The organism is Mycobacterium sp. RTGN6, assembly GCF_033804605.1.
In the GTDB taxonomy this organism is placed as follows: domain Bacteria; phylum Actinomycetota; class Actinomycetes; order Mycobacteriales; family Mycobacteriaceae; genus Mycobacterium.
The window spans coordinates 421,714-439,151 of sequence record NZ_JAPZKZ010000004.1 but is presented as its reverse complement, the minus strand read 5'-3'; the positions used below and the strand labels follow the sequence as shown (position 1 = coordinate 439,151).

Sequence of the window (17,438 nt, the reverse complement as noted above, 5' to 3'; positions counted from 1 at the left end):
TCGTTAATCGATTCAGACGACGGCCAGCGGGAGCGCGCTCGGCTTCACCGGCTCGGGTAGATCCGACTCGCCCATGAGGTAGACGTCGACGGCGTGGGCGGCACTGCGCCCCTCCGCGATCGCCCAGACGATCAACGATGCGCCGCGGTGTGCGTCGCCGCACACGAACACGCCGGGCGCATCGGTCTGCCAGTCCGACCCACATGGCAACGCACCGCGCTTGTTGAGCTTTAGCTCGAGTCCGCCCAGTAGTGGCATGTGCTCGACGCCTTCGAATCCGATCGCCAGAAGTGCTAGCTCACAAGGGATTTCGATCGAATCACCCACAGGGGTGACGACGCGCCGACCGTCGGCGTCGCGTTGCACCTTCACCTCCGCGATCTCCATCGCACGTAGGTTGCCGCGCTCGTCACCGATGAACCGCTGCACGGCAACCTCATACCGGCGCGCGCCACCCTCGGCGTGCGCGGGTGAGAGCCGGGTCCGTAGCACCAACGGCCATGTCGGCCAGGGAGATCGGGATTCGTCGCGGACCTCGGGCGGCTCTGCGTTGTAGTCCAGCTGCGTCACCGACTTCGCGCCCTGCCGATGCGCGGTGCCCAGGCAGTCGGCGCCGGTGTCGCCGCCGCCGATGATCACCACGTGCTTGTCCTTCGCCGAGATGTCCGAGGCGCCGTCACCCTCGCACTCCTTGTTGGCGGGCACCAGATGTTCCATCGCCAGGTGCACGCCGTTCAACTCGCGGCCCTCGACCTGGTTGTCGCGGGCTCGCAACGCACCGACGGCGAGCACCACGGCGTCGTACTGACCGCGCAGCGCCTCGACGCTCACGTCGACGCCGACCTCGCAGTCGGTGACGAAGCGCGTGCCCTCGGCCCGCATCTGGGTGAGCCGCTGATTAAGCGACGCCTTCTCCAGCTTGTACTCGGGGATGCCGTACCTCATCAAACCGCCGAGTCGATCGTCACGTTCGTAGACCGTCACGCTGTGTCCTGCGCGCGTGAGCTGTTGAGCCGCAGCCAGGCCGGCCGGGCCGGAGCCGACGATCGCGATGCTCCGGCCCGTCGAGATGGCGGCGGGCTGGGGCACGATGATCCCGTCCATCCAGGCCTGGTCGACGATCGTCTGCTCGATCCGCTTGATGGTGACCGCACCGCCGGTCTGCTCCTCGGCGATCGACAACACGCACGCCGCCTCACACGGAGCGGGACACAACCGCCCGGTGAACTCCGGAAAGTTGTTCGTAGCGTGCAGCCGGTCGCTGGCCGCATCCCATCGACCCCGGCGTACTAGATCGTTCCACTCGGGGATCAGGTTCCCCAGCGGGCAACCCGCAGTGCCGGAGTGGCAGAACGGGATTCCGCAGTCCATGCACCGGCGGGCCTGCTGCGACACCTCGCCGGCCCGCTGGTGCGGGTCCTGCTGCTCGTAGACCTCGTGCCAGTCACCCACGCGCTCGTCGACGGGACGCTTTGCCGCGTCGATCTTGGCGACCTTGAGAAATCCGGTCGGATCAGCCACGAGTCGCCTCCATGATTGCCGTGTCCACGTCACGCCCCTCTGCCTTGGCCATCCTGGTGGCCTGGATCACCCGCTGATAGTCGATGGGCATGATCTTGGTGAATTGCGCACTACGCCTTGGCCAGTCGGACAACAACGACCGTGCCACCGTGCTTCCGGTGTGGTGGCCGTGCCGGGCGACGACGTCGTGCAGCCACGTCAGGTCCTCGGGTTCGAGCCGTTGCAGCTCCACCATCTCGGCGTTCACCTTCGCGGGGTCGAGGCCGAGCACGAACGCGATGCCACCGGACATTCCCGCCGCCATGTTGCGGCCCGTCGAGCCCAACACCACGACCCGCCCACCCGTCATGTACTCGCAGGCGTGGTCACCGACGCCCTCGACGACGGCCAGCGCACCGGAGTTGCGGGCGCAGAACCGTTCGCCGACCCGGCCACGCAGGAACACCTGGCCGGACGTGGCGCCGAAGAGCAGGGTGTTGCCGGCGATGACGTTGTCCTCGGGAAGGAACAGCACGTCGTCGTCCGGTCGCACGATGACCCGCCCGCCCGAGAGTCCCTTTCCGACATAGTCGTTGGCGTCGCCGATCAGATCGAGCGTGATGCCCGGCGGAAGGAACGCACCGATCGACTGACCGGCCGAGCCGGTCAGAGTGACGTGAATGGTGTCGTCGGGAAGACCCTGAGCACCGTAGCGGCGGGTGACCTCCGAACCGAGCAGGGTGCCGACGGTGCGGTTGACGTTGCGCACCGGGAGCTCCAGCCGCACCGGATGTGCGTCCTCGAGCGCGCCTTCGGCCAACGCGATGATGGTCTGATCGAGCGCGTGTTCCAGCGCGTGGTCCTGATCGCGCAGCCGTCGACGCTGAGGAAGCCTGGCGCCGTGCCCGTCGGTGGGCACCGCGAAGATCGGGCTGAGGTCGAGGCCCTGACTCTTCCAGTGCGCGACGCCGGGCGCCGTGTCGAGCACCTCGACGCGGCCAACCGCCTCGTCGATGCTCCGAAAGCCCAACTCGGCCAGGTACTTCCGGACGTCCTGCGCGATGAATGTGAAGAAGTTCTCGACGAACTCCGGCTTGCCGTTGAACCTGGCCCTCAGTTCCGGGTTCTGGGTGGCGACGCCGACCGGGCAGGTGTCGAGGTGGCACACCCGCATCATGATGCAGCCGGCCACCACCAACGGTGCGGTCGCGAAGCCGTACTCCTCGGCGCCGAGCAACGCCGCGACCATCACGTCGCGGGCGGTACGCATGCCTCCGTCACACTGCACGGTGATGCGATCGCGAAGTCCGTTGAGCACCAGCGTCTGCTGGGTGTCGGCGAGCCCGATCTCCCACGGCGCCCCCGCGTGCTTCAGCGACGTGAGCGGCGCGGCGCCGGTGCCACCGTCGTATCCGGAGATCAGCACCACGTCGGCATGCGCCTTGGACACCCCCGCCGCGACCGTCCCCACGCCCACGGAGCTCACCAGCTTGACGTGGATGCGTGCTTGCGAGTTGGCGTTCTTCAGATCGTGGATCAGTTGAGCGAGGTCCTCGATCGAGTAGATGTCGTGATGCGGGGGCGGTGAGATCAACCCGACGCCAGGCGTGGAGTGCCGCGTCTTGGCGATGTTCGGGTAGACCTTGTAGCCGGGCAGCTGGCCACCCTCGCCCGGCTTGGCGCCCTGTGCCATCTTGATCTGGATGTCCGTGGCGTTGACGAGATAGTCGCTGGTCACGCCGAATCGGCCCGATGCGACCTGCTTGACCGCGCTGCGCCTTCGGGGGTCGTAGAGCCGGTCTTCGTCTTCGCCGCCCTCACCGGAGTTCGACCGTCCACCGAGCTTGTTCATGGCGATCGCCATGGTTTCGTGCGCTTCAGCGGAGATCGACCCGTAGCTCATCGCGCCGGTGTTGAACCGGGTCACGATGGATTCGACCGACTCCACCTCTTCGAGCGGCACCGGCGGACGCACCCCGGTCTTCAACTCGAACAGGCCGCGCAGCGCACCGCCTTCGCGCGCGAGCCGGTTGACCTCGTCGGAGTACTCCTGGAACACCTCGTGGCGGCCGGTGCGCGTCGAATGTTGCAGCAGGAACACCACTTCCGGGGTGAACAGGTGGAGCTCACCCTCGCGCCGGAACGCGTACTCACCACCCACCTCGAGGCGCCGATGGACGCGTTCTGTGGGGTTCTCCGGATACGCGCGGCGGTGCCGCAGCTTGACCTCCTCGGCGAGCACGTCGAGGCCGACGCCGCCGAGTTGGGTTGGCGTTCCTGCGAAGTACTCGTCGACGACGTCGCGGTCCAGCCCGATCGCCTCGAAGGCCTGGGCGCCGGTGTACGACGCGACCGTCGAGATGCCCATCTTGCTCATCACCTTCATGACGCCCTTGCCGAGCGCCTTGAGGTAGTGACGGACGGCGGCGGAAGGCTCGATCCCAGTCAACTCGCCTTCGCGAACGAGGTCCTCGATCGATTCGAACGCGAGGTACGGGTTGACCGCGGCCGCGCCGAAACCGATGAGCATCGCGATGTGGTGCACCTCGCGGGCGTCACCGCTCTCGACGACCAGCCCGACGGTGGTGCGCTCCTTGGTGCGCACCAGGTGGTGGTGCACCGCCGAGACGGCCAGCAGCGACGGGATGGGCGCCTTGGTGTGGTCGGAGTCGCGGTCCGAGATGACCAGCGTCCTGGCCCCCTTCGCGATGGCCTCGCATGCGCGGATGCGGAGGTCCTCCAACGCTTCGGCGAGGCCCTCGCCGCCGCGTTCGACGTCGTACAGGGCCCGCAACACCGTGGTCCGAAGGCCCGGCTGCTCCCCGTCGTCGTTGATGTGGACGATCTTGTTGAGCTCGTCGTTGTCCAGCACCGGCCAGCCCAGCACGATCTGACGACAGGACGCGGCCGTCGGCTCGAGCAGATTGTGCTCGGGTCCCATCACCCGGGACATCGACGTGACGACCTCTTCGCGGATGGCGTCCAACGGCGGATTGGTCACCTGCGCAAAGAGTTCCACGAAGTAGTCGTAGAGCAGGCGGGACCGCTGCGACAGCACCGCTGCAGGAGTGTCGGTACCCATGGAGCCCAAGGGTTCTGTTCCGGACGCCGCCATCGGCGTCAGCATGATGCGCAGTTCCTCCTCGGTGTAGCCGAAGGAGATCTGCCTGCGCACCACCGACTCGTGATTGGGCTGCATGCGCGCCCGGTCGGGCAGCGTCTTGAGATCGAGCAGGCCCGAGTGCAGCCATTCGCCGTAGGGTTCCGCGGCGGCGAGCTGTTCCTTGAGCTCGTCGTCGGAGACGATCCGGCCGGCCACCGTGTCGATCAGCAGCATCTTGCCGGGCTCGAGTCGCCCCTTGGCGACGATCTCGCCGGACGGCACGTCGAGGACGCCGCTCTCGCTCGCCAGGATGATCCGGTCGTCGATCGTGCGCCACCATCGACCCGGCCGTAATCCGTTGCGGTCCAACACGGCCCCCACCACCGAGCCGTCGGTGAACGTCACGCAGGCCGGCCCGTCCCATGGCTCCATCAACGACGCGTGGAACTGCCAGAAGGCCCGCTGCCGGGGATCCATCGTGGCGTTGTTCTCCCACGCCTCGGGGATCATCATCAACACCGCGTGCGGCAGGCTGCGGCCACCGAGGTGTAGCAACTCGAGCACTTGGTCGAAGGACGCCGAGTCCGAGGCGTCGGGCGTGCAGATCGGCGACAGCCGGGCGAGCTCGCCAGGGATCCTGGCGCTGGCCAGCATCGCTTCCCTGGCGTGCATGCGGTTGCGGTTGCCGCGCACCGTGTTGATCTCGCCGTTGTGTGCGACGAACCGGAACGGGTGGGCGAGCGGCCACGACGGGAACGTGTTGGTCGAGAACCTGCTGTGCACGATCGCTATCGCGCTTACGCACCGTTCGTCGCGCAGGTCCGGAAAGAACTGCGGCAGTTGCATCGTGGTGAGCATGCCCTTGTACGCCATGGTGCGGCTGGACAGCGACGGGAAGTACACGTCGGTCCGTTCGGCGCGCTTGCGGAACGGATAGACGCGACGGTCGAGTTCGAGGCCCCCGGGCCGGACACCGCCACGCTCCGGTGCGGCGACGAACAGCTGTGCCATGTGCGGCATGCACCCCAGCGCGGTGGCACCGATCTCGGCGCGGTCCGGGTCGACTGGAACCTCGCGCCAGCCAAGCACTTCCAGGTGCTCTTCGCTTGCGAACTCCTCGATGCGCTCGCGCACCGCGGTCCGCGCGACGGGATCCTGCGGCAGGAAGCAGATTCCGGCGGCAAAGGTATTGGCTCCATCCGCAGTTGGCTGCGGCAGCGGGAAGTCCACGACCGCGCGCAACAAGTCGACGGGCAGCTGAAGAAGGATTCCGGCGCCGTCACCGCTGTTGGGTTCGGCACCCGCCGCCCCCCGGTGCTCGAGGTGCTCGAGTGCGGTGAGCCCGTCGGCGACGATCGAATGGGAACGACGGCCCTGGATGTCGGCGACCATGGCGACGCCACAGGAGTCGGATTCGCGCTCGGGGTCGTAGAGCCCCTGAGCTTCGGGCAATGCCGAGAACAGCATTGGCAGTACCTCCGCAGTCTGGAAAATTCAGTCTGGGACTGCGTCGGCCCGATCTCAGAGTGTATCAGCGCACCCGGTTTGCTACCCGCCGAGAAACGTCGGGACCAGCGGGAACCCGGGCCAGTTGCGGACCACGGTCCAGGTCACCGCAGCGACGATGACCGTCGCAATCGCGTAGGCGGGCATCAGTCGTTTGCCAAGCCGCCATCGGACTACCAGCCACACGACCAACAACGGCAGCCCGACGAGCACGAAGACGTTGTCGACGACGGCCGCAGACAGGTCGCCGTGCAGCAAGTCGTGCGTCATGCGGAGCCCTCCACACGCTGGGCAGTTCCACCCCGTCAGCGTCTTGAACGGGCAACCGGGGAACAGGAAGCCGGGCCGGTGCGGATCGGCCAGCCCGACGTAGGCGAGCGTGCCGGCCGCGGCGACCCCGGTACCGATGGCGGTGTAGCGCCCGGTCTTGCCGAGCGTGGCGACGCTAGGCTCCATCGCGCAGCAGCCGTCCGTAGGCATCGCGGGGCGACCCGGTCATCAACACGATGGCGTCGATGATGCCCCAGACGATCGGCACCCCGATGCAGAAGAACAGCAACCCGACGATCAGTTGGACGACACCCAGCGCGGTGTCGCCCTTGTACATGCGGCCGACGCCCAGGATCCCGATGATGCCGAGCAGCTGAAGCAGCCCCGCGACGGTCTTGGACTTGTCCGAAAGCGGCTCCCCGGTCACCGGGTGGTAGCCCCAAGGTGCCGCGACGGGTCCATAGCCGCCGGGATACTGACCGACCGGCGGCGGAAACCCTGGCGGCGGGGGGACGTACCCGAGCGGAGGCGGCAGATAGCTCGGCGGCGGTAGGTAGCCGGGCGGCGGCTGGGCCTGCCCGCGCTCGTCACCGTGGTCGAAGGGCGCCGTCATCGTTTCAGGATGCCAGAGTCAGACCTGCGGCTCAGCTACCGCGACGCCACCAGCGCCGACGCGGTTCCGCGGCGGCTTGAGCGGCCGGTGCGTCGGGTTCGGAATCGTCGTCGGCTTCGGTGTCAGTGGTTTCCTCGGCCTGCTCCGCATCCTCGGCCTCTGACTCGTCGGCCTCTGATTCATCTTCGGCTTCGGCGACCTCGGACTCGGCGACCTCGGCGTCATCTTCGGCTTCGGTGGCCACCGGTTCGGCCTGCTCCACCTCAGCTTCGTCGGGCTCGTCAGCCTCCTCGGCGTCGGCGTCGGCCGTCTCCTCGGCCTCCTCGGCCTGCTCGACGGCCGCTTCGTGCACCTCTGGCGCCGCTGCTTCCGCGGCGGCCACTTCGTCGCCGTCCACCGAACCCAGCCCCGCCTCGGGCTCGGCCTCGTCGTCGGCTTCGATGGTCACCGGTTCGGCCTGCTCCACCGCAGCTTCGTCGGGCTCAGCCGCTTCGTCAGGCTCAGCCGCCTCGTCGGTTCCGGCCTCGGCTTCCGCGTCGGCGTCAGCCGCCTCCTCGGCCTCCTCGGCCTGCTCGACGGCCGCTTCGTGCACCTCGGGCGCCGCTGCTTCCGCGGCGGCCACTTCGTCGCCGTCCACCGAACCCAGCCCCGCCTCGGGCTCAGCGGTCTCGGGCTCGGAGTCTTCGTCGTCGGACTCTGTGGCGTCCACCTCGGGCACTTCGGTATCAACCGGCTCGGCAGTCTCCGTCACGACGGACTCGGATTCAGCGACCTCGGGCTCGGCGTCGGCTTCGACCTCGGCTTCGGCTTCTTCGGCCTGATCCACGACGGCCTCGGGCTCGGCGTCCTCCGTCGCCTCGTCGTCGTCGTCCGAGTCGTCCGCGGTGGCTTCCTCGTCCTCGGGCGGCGCGTTGGCATCGTCCCCGGGATCGGGGTCGTCGCCGATGCCGGCCACCTTGGTCGCCACGGCGACTCCACCGCCGGCCGCGACCGCAACCAGGTCGTCGACCCGGCTGTCGGCTTCCTCGCCGTCGTCGCGCTGCTTGCCGCGCAGGTTCTCCGGATCCTCTCGACCCTTCGTCGCCACCATGATGTAGATCACCGCGCCGATGAAGACGAACGTCGAGGTGAAGGTGTTGATCCGGATGCCGGCGATGGTGTTCGCGTGATCACTTCGCATCAATTCGACCCAGAACCGGCCGGCACAGTATCCGGCGACGTACAGCGCGAACAGTCGACCGTGGCCCAGCTTGAACCTGCGATCCGCCCAGATCAGCACAGCGAACACCAGCAGGTTCCACAACAACTCGTAGAGGAACGTCGGATGTACCGGGGTGGTCTCGTAGAGCTGGCCCGTCGAGACGCCGTTGAGCATGTCGCTCGCCCCGTTGGCGTCGACGCGCTTGAAGATCTCGAGACCCCAGGGCAGGCTGGTCGGCCCGCCGTACAACTCCTGGTTGAAGTAGTTGCCCAACCGACCGATGGCCTGCGCCAAGATGATTCCCGGCGCGATCGCGTCGCCGAATGCCGGCAGCGGAATCCCGTTCATGCGGCAACCGATCCACGCACCCACGCCGCCGAGTGCGACCGCACCCCAGATGCCGAGGCCACCGTCCCAGATCCGCAGCGCCGCAAAGAATCCGAGACCGGGGTCGCCGAAGTATGTCGGCCAGTCGGTCATGACGTGGTACAGCCGGCCACCGACCAAACCGAACGGCACCGCCCACAAGGCGATGTCGTAGATGACGCCCCGTTCGCCACCGCGAGCCACCCACCGTCGGTCACCGATGACCAACGCCGCGATGATCCCGGCGATGATGCACAGCGCGTACGCCCGAATCGGGATGATCCAGATGTGCCAGACCCCCTGCGCTGGGCTGGGGATGCTGGCCAGAATCGTTGAGGTCACGCTGAGATCCTTTGTCGCACGCCCTCGGCGAGCTCTTCGGTCAAAGACCGGACGGCGGGGATGCCGTCGGCCAGGGCTGATACCAGGGCCGAACCCACGATGACGCCATCGGCATAGGCCCCGATCTGCGCCGCCTGCTCACGTGAACGCACTCCGAGCCCGACGCCGACGGGGATGTCGGACACTTCCTTGACCCGCCGGACCAGCTCCGGGGCCGCCGAGGACACCGCGTCGCGAGCTCCCGTCACGCCCATCGTCGATGCGGCGTAGACGAATCCGCGGGACGCTTCGACGGTGGCCGCGAGCCGCTCCGGCGTCGACGATGGAGCGACCAGGAAGATCCTGTCGAGGTGGTGGGCGTCCGACGCCTCGAACCACTCGTCGGCCTCGTCGGGGATGAGGTCAGGGGTGATCATGCCCAGCCCGCCTGCGGCGGCGAGATCTCGGGCGAACGCCTCTACCCCCCAACGCAATACGGGGTTCCAGTACGACATCACGACGGCCTTGCCGCCGGCGTTGCTGATCGCCTCGACGGCCTTCAGCGCGTCACGTACACGCACCCCGCCGCGCAGTGCGGCCTCGGTAGCGGCGGCGATCGTCGGTCCGTCCATCCCAGGATCGGAGTAGGCGATGCCGACTTCGACGATGTCGCAGCCTGATTCGACCATCGCCGTCATCGCTGCGATGGAGGTGGCGACGTCCGGGTAGCCCGTCGGCAGGTAGCCGATCAGCGCGGAACGGCCGTCGGTACGGCATGCGTCGAACACGCTCGACAAGCGACTCGTCATCAGCGGGCGTCCTTGCCTTCCAGCAGTCCGAACCACTTCGCGGCCGTCTCCACGTCCTTGTCGCCTCGGCCCGAGATGTTCACCACGATCACGGCGCCGGACCCCAGTTCGACGCCCAGCTTCAGCGCGCCCGCCACCGCGTGGGCCGACTCGATGGCCGGGATGATGCCCTCGGTGCGGCACAGCAGTGCGAACGCGTCCATCGCCTCGGCGTCCGTGATGGGCTGGTACTCGGTGCGGCCGAGATCCTTGAGGTACGCATGTTCGGGGCCAACGCCGGGATAGTCCAATCCAGCTGAGATCGAGTGCGATTCGATGGTCTGGCCGTCATCGTCCTGAAGCAGGTACGAGAACGAACCCTGGAATGCACCCGGCGAACCACCGGTGAACGTCGCGGCGTGCCTGCCGGTCTCGACGCCGTCGCCTGCGGCCTCGTAGCCCACCAACCGCACGCCGGGGTCGTCGATGAAGGCGTGAAACACCCCGATGGCGTTCGATCCGCCACCGATGCAGGCGGTCACGGCGTCGGGGAGTCGGCCGGCCTGCTCCTGGATCTGTACGCGCGCCTCCATTCCGATGACGCGCTGAAAGTCGCGCACCATCGTCGGGAACGGATGCGGCCCAGCTGCAGTGCCGAAGCAGTAGTAGGTGGCGTCGGCGTTGGCGACCCAGTCACGGAAGGTCTCGTTGATGGCGTCCTTCAGCGTCTTCGACCCGGACTCCACCGACACCACCTCGGCGCCGAGCAGCTTCATGCGGGCGACGTTGAGTGCCTGTCGTTCGACGTCGACAGCGCCCATGTAGACGACGCACTCCAACCCGAGCAGCGCACACGCCGTCGCGGTCGCCACCCCGTGCTGACCGGCACCCGTTTCGGCGATGACGCGCGTCTTGCCCATCTGCTGCGCGAGGAGCGCCTGCCCAAGCACGTTGTTGATCTTGTGAGAACCGGTGTGGTTGAGGTCTTCTCGCTTCAGGAACAGCCGGGCGCCGCCTGCGTGCTCGCTAAGCCGGGCGGCCTCGTACAACGGCGACGGGCGCCCCGTGTAGTGCCGTTGCAGTCGGTCCAGCTCGTCGAGGAACGTGTGATCCGACCTTGCCTTCTCGTAGGCGGCCGTGACCTCCTCGATGACGGCCATCAGCGCCTCGGGCACCAGTCGGCCACCGTAGGCGCCGAAGTGCCCCTTGACGTCCGGGTCGTAGCGGGTCGGCTCAGCGACGGCCGCACTGGTGCGCGGCAGCTCCGAGCCTGCGAGATCTGCCATCAACGTTCCTCTTCGCGCAAACGGCTCATCGCCGCTAGCGGGCGGGTTTCGGGCAGGACGGGTGAGTTCCCGCGGTGACCAGATCGGCGACGGCGCTGCGTGGGTCACCGCTGGTGACCAGCCCCTCGCCCACGAGCACTGCATCCGCACCCGCACCCGCGTAGGCCAGTAGGTCGGCCGTGCCGCGGACGCCGGACTCCGCAACCCGGATGACGTTCGACGGCAGCCCGGGCGCGATGCGGGCGAAGCAGTCCCTGTCGACCTCGAGCGTCTTGAGATCGCGTGCGTTCACGCCGATCACCCGGGCGCCTGCCTGCAACGCGCGGTCCGCCTCTTCCTCGGTGTGCACCTCGACGAGAGCGGTCATGCCCAGCGACTCCGTGCGATCGATCATCGACACCAGCGCCGACTGCTCGAGCGCGGCGACGATCAACAACAGCATGTCGGCACCGTGCGCGCGAGCCTCGTGAATCTGGTACGGGCCGACGATGAAGTCCTTGCGCAGCACGGGAATCGACACCGCGGCGCGCACCGCGTCGAGATCGTCCAAGGAGCCATGGAATCGACGTTCCTCGGTCAGCACGCTGATGATCCGGGCCCCGCCGTCGGCGTAGGCGTGGGCCAACTTCGCGGGATCGGTGATCGACGCAAGGGCACCGCGGGAAGGGCTTGCGCGCTTCACCTCGGCGATGACGCCGATGCCCGGCTCACGCAGCGCGGCAATGACGTCGCGCGGCGCGACGGCGGCCTTGGCTCGGTCCTTGATCTCGGCCAGGCTGACGAGGGCCTCGCGAGAGGCGACGTCGGCACGGACTCCTTCGATGATGGAGTCGAGCACGCTCGCCGAACTCATGAGTCTTCCGTTCCCCTTCGATGCTGCGTCCGGTGGTCCGAACGGACCCCAATGCGCTTCAACGAAGGGTAGCCGCCATTGCCGCACGCGCCGTCACCGCCCCTTGTTGTCTGAATGGTGCTCGATTCCCGGGTCGCTTCGCCCCAGTTCTCCGGTGGGGTCGCGCCCCTCGTCGAGCGCGTCCCAGATCATCCGCTCCGACAGATCGGTGCTGGGCGCTCGTCGCCGCGCCGCCTCGCGTCGCCGCGCAGGTGCCTCGTACTTGTCGCCGTCCGAGCGGTCCTTCGCAGGCGACCTCAACAGCAGCACCGCGCCCGCGAGCGTCATCACCGCGGCGACCAACACGACCACCGCGCCCCAGTAGTGCCGCTGCGTGTCCACCAGGTCGGCGACCGGCACCTCCGCGAGGTGAGCGGCACGCACCGCGACGTCGGGAATCACCCACAGACTGATCGCCAGGTAGCCCAGCACGGCACTCATGACGGCGACGATCACGGCCAGCAGCCGCAGCTGCCACGTCGGCCCGATACCCGCCTTGAGCACCGCGGCCAGCAGCATGAGGGCCAGCGGCACCAGTGCCGTCGACCAGGAACCTCCCGTCAGCGCGGTGGTCTGCGGCTGCCCGAGCCCGTTGGACGACTGCACCTCAACCCACACCATTCGCGACGCGCCCCACAGTGCCGCCGCGGCCAGCAGGAGCAGGAGTTGCCCGATCCGCAACGTGGCCCGGCCGGCGATCATGGCTCGGTCAGCGTTTCCGCCGCCGCGATGGCGTTCAGCACGGCCTTGGCCTTGTTCGCTGCCTCGGCGTACTCGTACGGGCCGTTCGAGTCGGCCACGACTCCCCCGCCTGCCTGCACGTATGCCGTCCCGTTGCGCATCAACGCGGTTCGGATTGCGATGGCGAAGTCGGCGTTGCCCGCGAAGTCGAGGTAGCCGAGCACGCCGCCGTACAGGCCGCGGCGAGTCAGCTCGACCTCTTCGATTAGCTCCATCGCGCGCACCTTGGGCGCACCCGACAACGTTCCCGCCGGGAAGCACGCGGTCACGGCGTCCAGGGCCGACTTGCCCTCCGCCAGTTGCCCCGTCACGGTGGAGACCAGATGCATGACGTGGCTGTAGCGCTCGATGTGGCTGTAGTCGTCGACCTTCACCGTGCCGGGCACACAGACCCGCCCGAGGTCGTTGCGCCCCAGGTCGACGAGCATCAGGTGTTCGGCGCGCTCCTTGTCGTCGGCCAGGAGCTCCTTCTCGAGCAGGACGTCCTCCTCCTCGTTGGCGCCGCGCCACCGGGTACCGGCGATCGGGTGGGTGGTCGCCTTGCCGTCCTGCACCGTGACAAGCGCCTCGGGGCTGGACCCGACGATCGAGAAGTCAAGTTCACCAACACTATTCGGCACGTTCAGCAGGTACATGTACGGGCTGGGATTGGACACCCGCAGCATGCGGTAGACGTCGAACGGGTCCACGTCGGTGTCCATCTCGAACCGCTGTGAGGGCACGACCTGGAACGCCTCGCCGGCTTCGATGTCGCCGACGAGCTTCTCCACGATCGCCGTGTACTCCGCCACGGTGCGCTGCGCGCGGTGCAACGGCGCGGGCCTGCTGAACGTCGCGACCGTCGAGGTGAGCGGCTCGCCGAGCGCGGCCGTCATCACGTCGAGCCGGGCGACGGCGTCGTCGTAGGCCCAGTCCACCCGCTCGTCGGTGCCGTTCCAGTTGACGGCGTTGGCGATGAGCGTGATCGTGCCCTCGTGGTGGTCCACGGCGGCGATGTCCGTGGCGAGGAGGAGCAGCATGTCGGGCAGGCCGAGGTCGTCGACGGCGAGCTCCGGCAGCCGCTCCAGCCTGCGCACCATGTCGTAGGCGAAGAAGCCGACGAGGCCACCAGACAGCGGCGGCAGCCCGGGGAGCGTCCCCGTCGCCAAGAGCTCGAGGGTCTCGCGGAGAGCCTGCAGCGGGTCGCCACCGCGCGGCGCGTCCTGCGGGGTCGTCCCGAGCCAGTCGGCCTCGCCGTTGCGCACCGTCAGCGCGGACGGGGCCCCCGCGCCGATGAACGACCATCGCGACCAGGAGCGCCCGTTCTCGGCGGACTCCAGCAGGAACGTCCCAGGACGATTGGCGGCCAGCTTGCGGTATGCGGACAGCGGTGTCTCGCTGTCGGCGAGCACCTTTCGCGTCACCGGCACCACGCGGTGTTCGGCGGCCAGCGCCCGGAAGTCCTCGCGTGAGGTCGTGACGGCGAGGTCGGCGGTCGATTGCACGGGTCAATTGTCCCAGACGGTCGCGCCCGCCCGGTGCCCGCTCGCTCGTCGAGACTGCGGTGAGGGCGACGCTCGGCGGCGTGTCGCCGCCCTCACCGCAGTCTCGGCGTGGTCGTCCGGCGCTGCGGCGTAGCGTGACGATCATGAAATCTGGTGACAAGGTCGGCGAGTTCGAACTGCCCGATCAGACCGGCACTGCGCGCAGCCTGACCAGCCTGCTCGCCGACGGCCCGATCGTGCTCTTCTTCTACCCCGCGGCGATGACGACAGGCTGCACCAAGGAAGCCTGTCACTTCCGCGATCTGGCCTCCGAATTCGCTTCCGTTGGAGCCAGCCGTGTCGGCATCTCGATGGACGCGGTGGCCAAGCAGGCCGAGTTCGCCGAACAGCAGAACTTCGACTATCCACTGCTTTCGGACGCCGGCGGTTCCGTGGCCACGCAGTTCGGCGTCAAGCGCGGGCTGCTGGGCAAGCTCATACCGGTCAAGCGGACCACGTTCGTCATCGACACCGACCGCACCGTGCTCGAGGTCATCGCCAGCGAGTTGAGCATGGACACCCACGCCGACAAGGCGTTGGAGGTGCTGCGCCAGCGTCGGTCCGCATGACGCCGGTTCTCGAACTCGAGGATGTGACGTTCCGCCGCGACGGCAAGCAGATCATCGACGGGATATCGCTCACTGTCCACGCCGGCGAGCACTGGGCGCTGCTGGGTCCCAACGGCGCGGGCAAGAGCACGCTGCTGGGTTTCTGTGCCGCCGTGACGTTTCCGACGTCGGGCACCGTGCGGGTGCTCGGTCAGCAGATGGGCCGGGTGGACCTCGCCACGCTGCGGCACTCGATCGGGCACGTCAATCCCCGCCACCGGCTTCAGTATTCGCTGACGGTGCGTGAAGTCGTGCTGACCGGCATCACCGCGACGATCGACATCCCGATGCGTTGGACGCCGAGCCAGAACGACCTCGACCGCGCCGACGCGATCATCGCCTCGATCGGGCTGTCGCACCGGGCAGAGGCACTGTGGCCGACGTTGTCACAAGGTGAGCGTGGACGCTCGCTCATCGCCCGGGCGCTGATCGCCGAACCTCGGCTGCTGCTGCTCGACGAGCCCACTACCGGGCTGGACGTGGCCGCCCGCGAACAGTTGCTCGAGACCATGGACGGCCTAGACGACACGCATCCCGACGTGGCGTCGATCCTGGTCACCCACCACCTCGAAGAACTCCCGACGACCACGACCCACGCGATCCTCATCGCGGACGGTCGCACGGTGGCCTCGGGGACCGCAAGGGACGTCGTCACCACCGAGAACGTGACGTCGGCGTTCGCCCACCCCGTCCAGGTCGGTTTCCACGAAGGCCGCTGGACGGCGCGGGCCAAGGCCACCCGGATCGTCTAGTCCGGTGGCCCAAACAGCAGATCGGCATCGAAGCACGTGTGATCGCCGGTGTGGCACGCCGCGCCCACCTGGTCGACCTCCAGCAGCACGGTGTCGCCGTCGCAGTCCAGCCGAACCGAGTGCACGTACTGGGTGTGGCCCGACGTCTCACCCTTGACCCAGTACTCACCACGCGAGCGCGAGTAGTAGGTGCCCTTGCGGGTGGCCAGGGTGCGCGCCAGCGCCTCGTCGTCCATCCACGCCACCATCAGCACCTGGCCGGTGGTCCGCTCCTGCGCGACGGCGACGAACAAGCCGTTCGCGTCGCGCTTGAGCCGCGTCGCGATCGAGGGATCCAACCCGCTAGTCATGGTGGTCCACCGCCGTTCGCACCACGATGCCCGCTTCGGCCATCGCCGCCTTCACCTGTCCGATCGTGAGCTCGCGGAAGTGAAACACGCTGGCCGCCAACACTGCATCGGCTCCGGCCTCGACCGCGGGCGCGAAGTGGTCCACCTTTCCGGCCCCGCCACTGGCGATGACGGGAACACTGACGGCCGCGCGTACGGCACGCAACATGGCCAGGTCGAAGCCCGCCTTGGTGCCATCGGCGTCCATCGAGTTGAGCAGGATCTCGCCGATGCCGAGTTCGGCGCCACGCCTGGCCCACTCCACCGCGTCGATCCCGGTCCCGCGCCGGCCACCGTGGGTGGTGACCTCCCACCCCGAAGGGGTCGGCTCGGAACCCTCCGGAACGGTGCGGGCGTCGACCGAGAGCACGATGCACTGCGAGCCGAACTGCCGGGAGAGCTCGGCGAGCAACTCGGGTCGCGCGATGGCCGCGGTGTTGACCGAGACCTTGTCGGCCCCGGCCCGCAGCAGCGTGTCGACGTCGGCGACCGAGCGCACGCCGCCGCCGACGGTAAGCGGGATGAACACCTGCTCGGCGGTGCGGCGCACCACGTCCAGCATCGTGGTCCGTCCCGAGGACGACGCGGTGACGTCCAAGAATGTCAGCTCGTCGGCGCCCTCCGCGTCATAGGCCGCGGCAAGTTCAACGGGATCGCCTGCATCCCTGAGGTTTTCAAAGTTGACGCCCTTGACCACCCGGCCGTCGTCGACGTCGAGGCACGGAATGACCCGGACCGCGAGCCCTTCGTGGTGGTTCATCGGTAGTCCTCCGGAGCCCCGCAGGACGCAACCAAATCGAGAAGCTCCGCGTGCACACCCGGCGCGGCGGCCAGCGCCGACCGCGACGACGGCGTCCACGGCGCTCCGGACAGGTCGGTGACGATGCCGCCCGCCGCCCGCACCAGCGCGACGCCCGCCGCGTGGTCCCAGACGTGGTGGCCGAAGCTGATCGCGCCGCCGAGCGCGCCGGCCGCGGTGTAGGCGATGTCGAGTCCGGTGGCCCCGTGCATCCTGGCGCGAGACGAGGTGCGGCTCAGCCGTTCCAGGGTGGCCAGCCGGTAGCGGCCGGGAAACTCGCCGCGCGATTCGACGTTGAACGTCCCAATGCCAACGAGCGAGGCGGACAGCTTGGTGACCGCCAACGGCGGCTGAGCGATACCGTTGGCGTACAACGGTTCTCCCACCACGGCTGAATAACGTTGGTCGGCGAACGGCAGCCAAGTGAGCCCGGCGACCGGCTCCCCGTCGCGCAGCAGGCCGAGCAGAATCGCGGCCGTCGGTAGCCCGGCCGCGTAGTTGATGGTGCCGTCGATGGGGTCGAGCACCCACACCAGGTGCGAATCGAGCGGCGCGCCGCCGAACTCCTCGCCGTGCACTCCGATGCCGGTCGCGGCCTCCAGCGCCTCGACCACTTGACGTTCGATCGCGAGGTCGACCTCGGTCGCGAAGTCGTTGCCCAACTTCGCGACTGCCGATTGCGCGCGGTGGCCTGCGACGAACGGCTTGGCCGCGTCGTCGAGGATCGCGGCGGCCTCGGCCACCAAGGCGTCGAGCTGGACTTCGTCCAATGCCATCGGG

At 68.2% G+C, this 17,438-nt stretch carries 15 protein-coding genes; 2 read left to right on the top strand and 13 right to left on the bottom strand.

The annotated features are described in order from the left end of the window. Window positions 1-12 precede the first annotated feature (12 nt). The 10 genes from SLQ33_RS12965 to SLQ33_RS12920 form a co-directional block, all read right to left on the bottom strand. Window positions 13-1,521, bottom strand: coding sequence for a glutamate synthase subunit beta (locus SLQ33_RS12965; RefSeq protein WP_319454237.1), 1,509 nt, complete (start codon window positions 1,519-1,521; stop codon window positions 13-15). After that, window positions 1,514-6,070: a glutamate synthase large subunit gene (gene gltB / locus SLQ33_RS12960; RefSeq protein ID WP_319454236.1), complete on the bottom strand. Its 4,557-nt coding sequence runs from the start codon at window positions 6,068-6,070 to the stop codon at window positions 1,514-1,516. The genes SLQ33_RS12965 and gltB overlap by 8 nt, the downstream gene beginning before the upstream one ends. Before the next feature lie 81 nt (window positions 6,071-6,151). Beyond that, on the bottom strand, window positions 6,152-6,565 hold the full coding sequence (locus SLQ33_RS12955; RefSeq protein WP_319454235.1) for a DUF2752 domain-containing protein: 414 nt from the start codon (window positions 6,563-6,565) through the stop codon (window positions 6,152-6,154). Then, the gene (locus SLQ33_RS12950) at window positions 6,555-6,992 is read right to left on the bottom strand and encodes a TM2 domain-containing protein (RefSeq protein ID WP_319454234.1); all 438 of its coding nucleotides are present in this window, start codon (window positions 6,990-6,992) and stop codon (window positions 6,555-6,557) included. The genes SLQ33_RS12955 and SLQ33_RS12950 overlap by 11 nt, the downstream gene beginning before the upstream one ends. 31 nt (window positions 6,993-7,023) lie before the next feature. Further along, window positions 7,024-8,901, bottom strand: a complete 1,878-nt coding sequence (gene lgt / locus SLQ33_RS12945) for a prolipoprotein diacylglyceryl transferase (protein WP_319454233.1) — start codon at window positions 8,899-8,901, stop codon at window positions 7,024-7,026. Next, a complete protein-coding gene (gene trpA, locus SLQ33_RS12940) occupies window positions 8,898-9,689 on the bottom strand; it encodes a tryptophan synthase subunit alpha (protein WP_319454232.1) in 792 nt (263 codons plus the stop codon). The genes lgt and trpA overlap by 4 nt, the downstream gene beginning before the upstream one ends. Beyond that, window positions 9,689-10,954 carry a tryptophan synthase subunit beta gene (gene trpB, locus SLQ33_RS12935; protein WP_319454231.1) on the bottom strand — a complete coding sequence of 422 codons (1,266 nt, stop codon included), beginning with the start codon at window positions 10,952-10,954 and terminating at the stop codon, window positions 9,689-9,691. Before trpB ends, trpA begins: the two co-directional genes overlap by 1 nt. A gap of 34 nt (window positions 10,955-10,988) precedes the next feature. Further along, on the bottom strand, window positions 10,989-11,807 hold the full coding sequence (trpC, locus tag SLQ33_RS12930; RefSeq protein WP_319454230.1) for an indole-3-glycerol phosphate synthase TrpC: 819 nt from the start codon (window positions 11,805-11,807) through the stop codon (window positions 10,989-10,991). 93 nt (window positions 11,808-11,900) lie between these two features. Continuing rightward, a complete protein-coding gene (locus SLQ33_RS12925; RefSeq protein ID WP_319454229.1) occupies window positions 11,901-12,548 on the bottom strand; it encodes a TIGR02234 family membrane protein in 648 nt (215 codons plus the stop codon). Continuing rightward, window positions 12,545-14,071 carry an anthranilate synthase component I gene (locus SLQ33_RS12920; protein ID WP_319454228.1) on the bottom strand — a complete coding sequence of 509 codons (1,527 nt, stop codon included), beginning with the start codon at window positions 14,069-14,071 and terminating at the stop codon, window positions 12,545-12,547. The genes SLQ33_RS12925 and SLQ33_RS12920 overlap by 4 nt, the downstream gene beginning before the upstream one ends. Window positions 14,072-14,214: 143 nt before the next feature. On the opposite strand from SLQ33_RS12920, the gene SLQ33_RS12915 reads away from it, so the two are divergent. After that, window positions 14,215-14,679 (top strand): peroxiredoxin, encoded by a 465-nt coding sequence (locus SLQ33_RS12915; protein WP_319454227.1) that lies wholly within the window; start codon window positions 14,215-14,217, stop codon window positions 14,677-14,679. After that, the gene (locus SLQ33_RS12910) at window positions 14,676-15,470 is read left to right on the top strand and encodes an ABC transporter ATP-binding protein (protein ID WP_319454226.1); all 795 of its coding nucleotides are present in this window, start codon (window positions 14,676-14,678) and stop codon (window positions 15,468-15,470) included. The genes SLQ33_RS12915 and SLQ33_RS12910 overlap by 4 nt, the downstream gene beginning before the upstream one ends. On the opposite strand, the gene hisI is transcribed toward SLQ33_RS12910, so the two are convergent. From hisI to SLQ33_RS12895, 3 genes are read right to left on the bottom strand one after another with little or no spacing between them, the layout of a single operon-like run. After that, window positions 15,467-15,820, bottom strand: coding sequence for a phosphoribosyl-AMP cyclohydrolase (hisI, locus tag SLQ33_RS12905; RefSeq protein WP_319454225.1), 354 nt, complete (start codon window positions 15,818-15,820; stop codon window positions 15,467-15,469). The genes SLQ33_RS12910 and hisI overlap by 4 nt on opposite strands. Beyond that, entirely contained in the window at window positions 15,813-16,619 is an 807-nt protein-coding gene (hisF, locus tag SLQ33_RS12900; RefSeq protein ID WP_319454224.1) for an imidazole glycerol phosphate synthase subunit HisF, read from the bottom strand. Before hisF ends, hisI begins: the two co-directional genes overlap by 8 nt. Continuing rightward, a complete protein-coding gene (locus tag SLQ33_RS12895) occupies window positions 16,616-17,434 on the bottom strand; it encodes an inositol monophosphatase family protein (protein WP_319454223.1) in 819 nt (272 codons plus the stop codon). The genes hisF and SLQ33_RS12895 overlap by 4 nt, the downstream gene beginning before the upstream one ends. Window positions 17,435-17,438 lie beyond the last annotated feature (4 nt).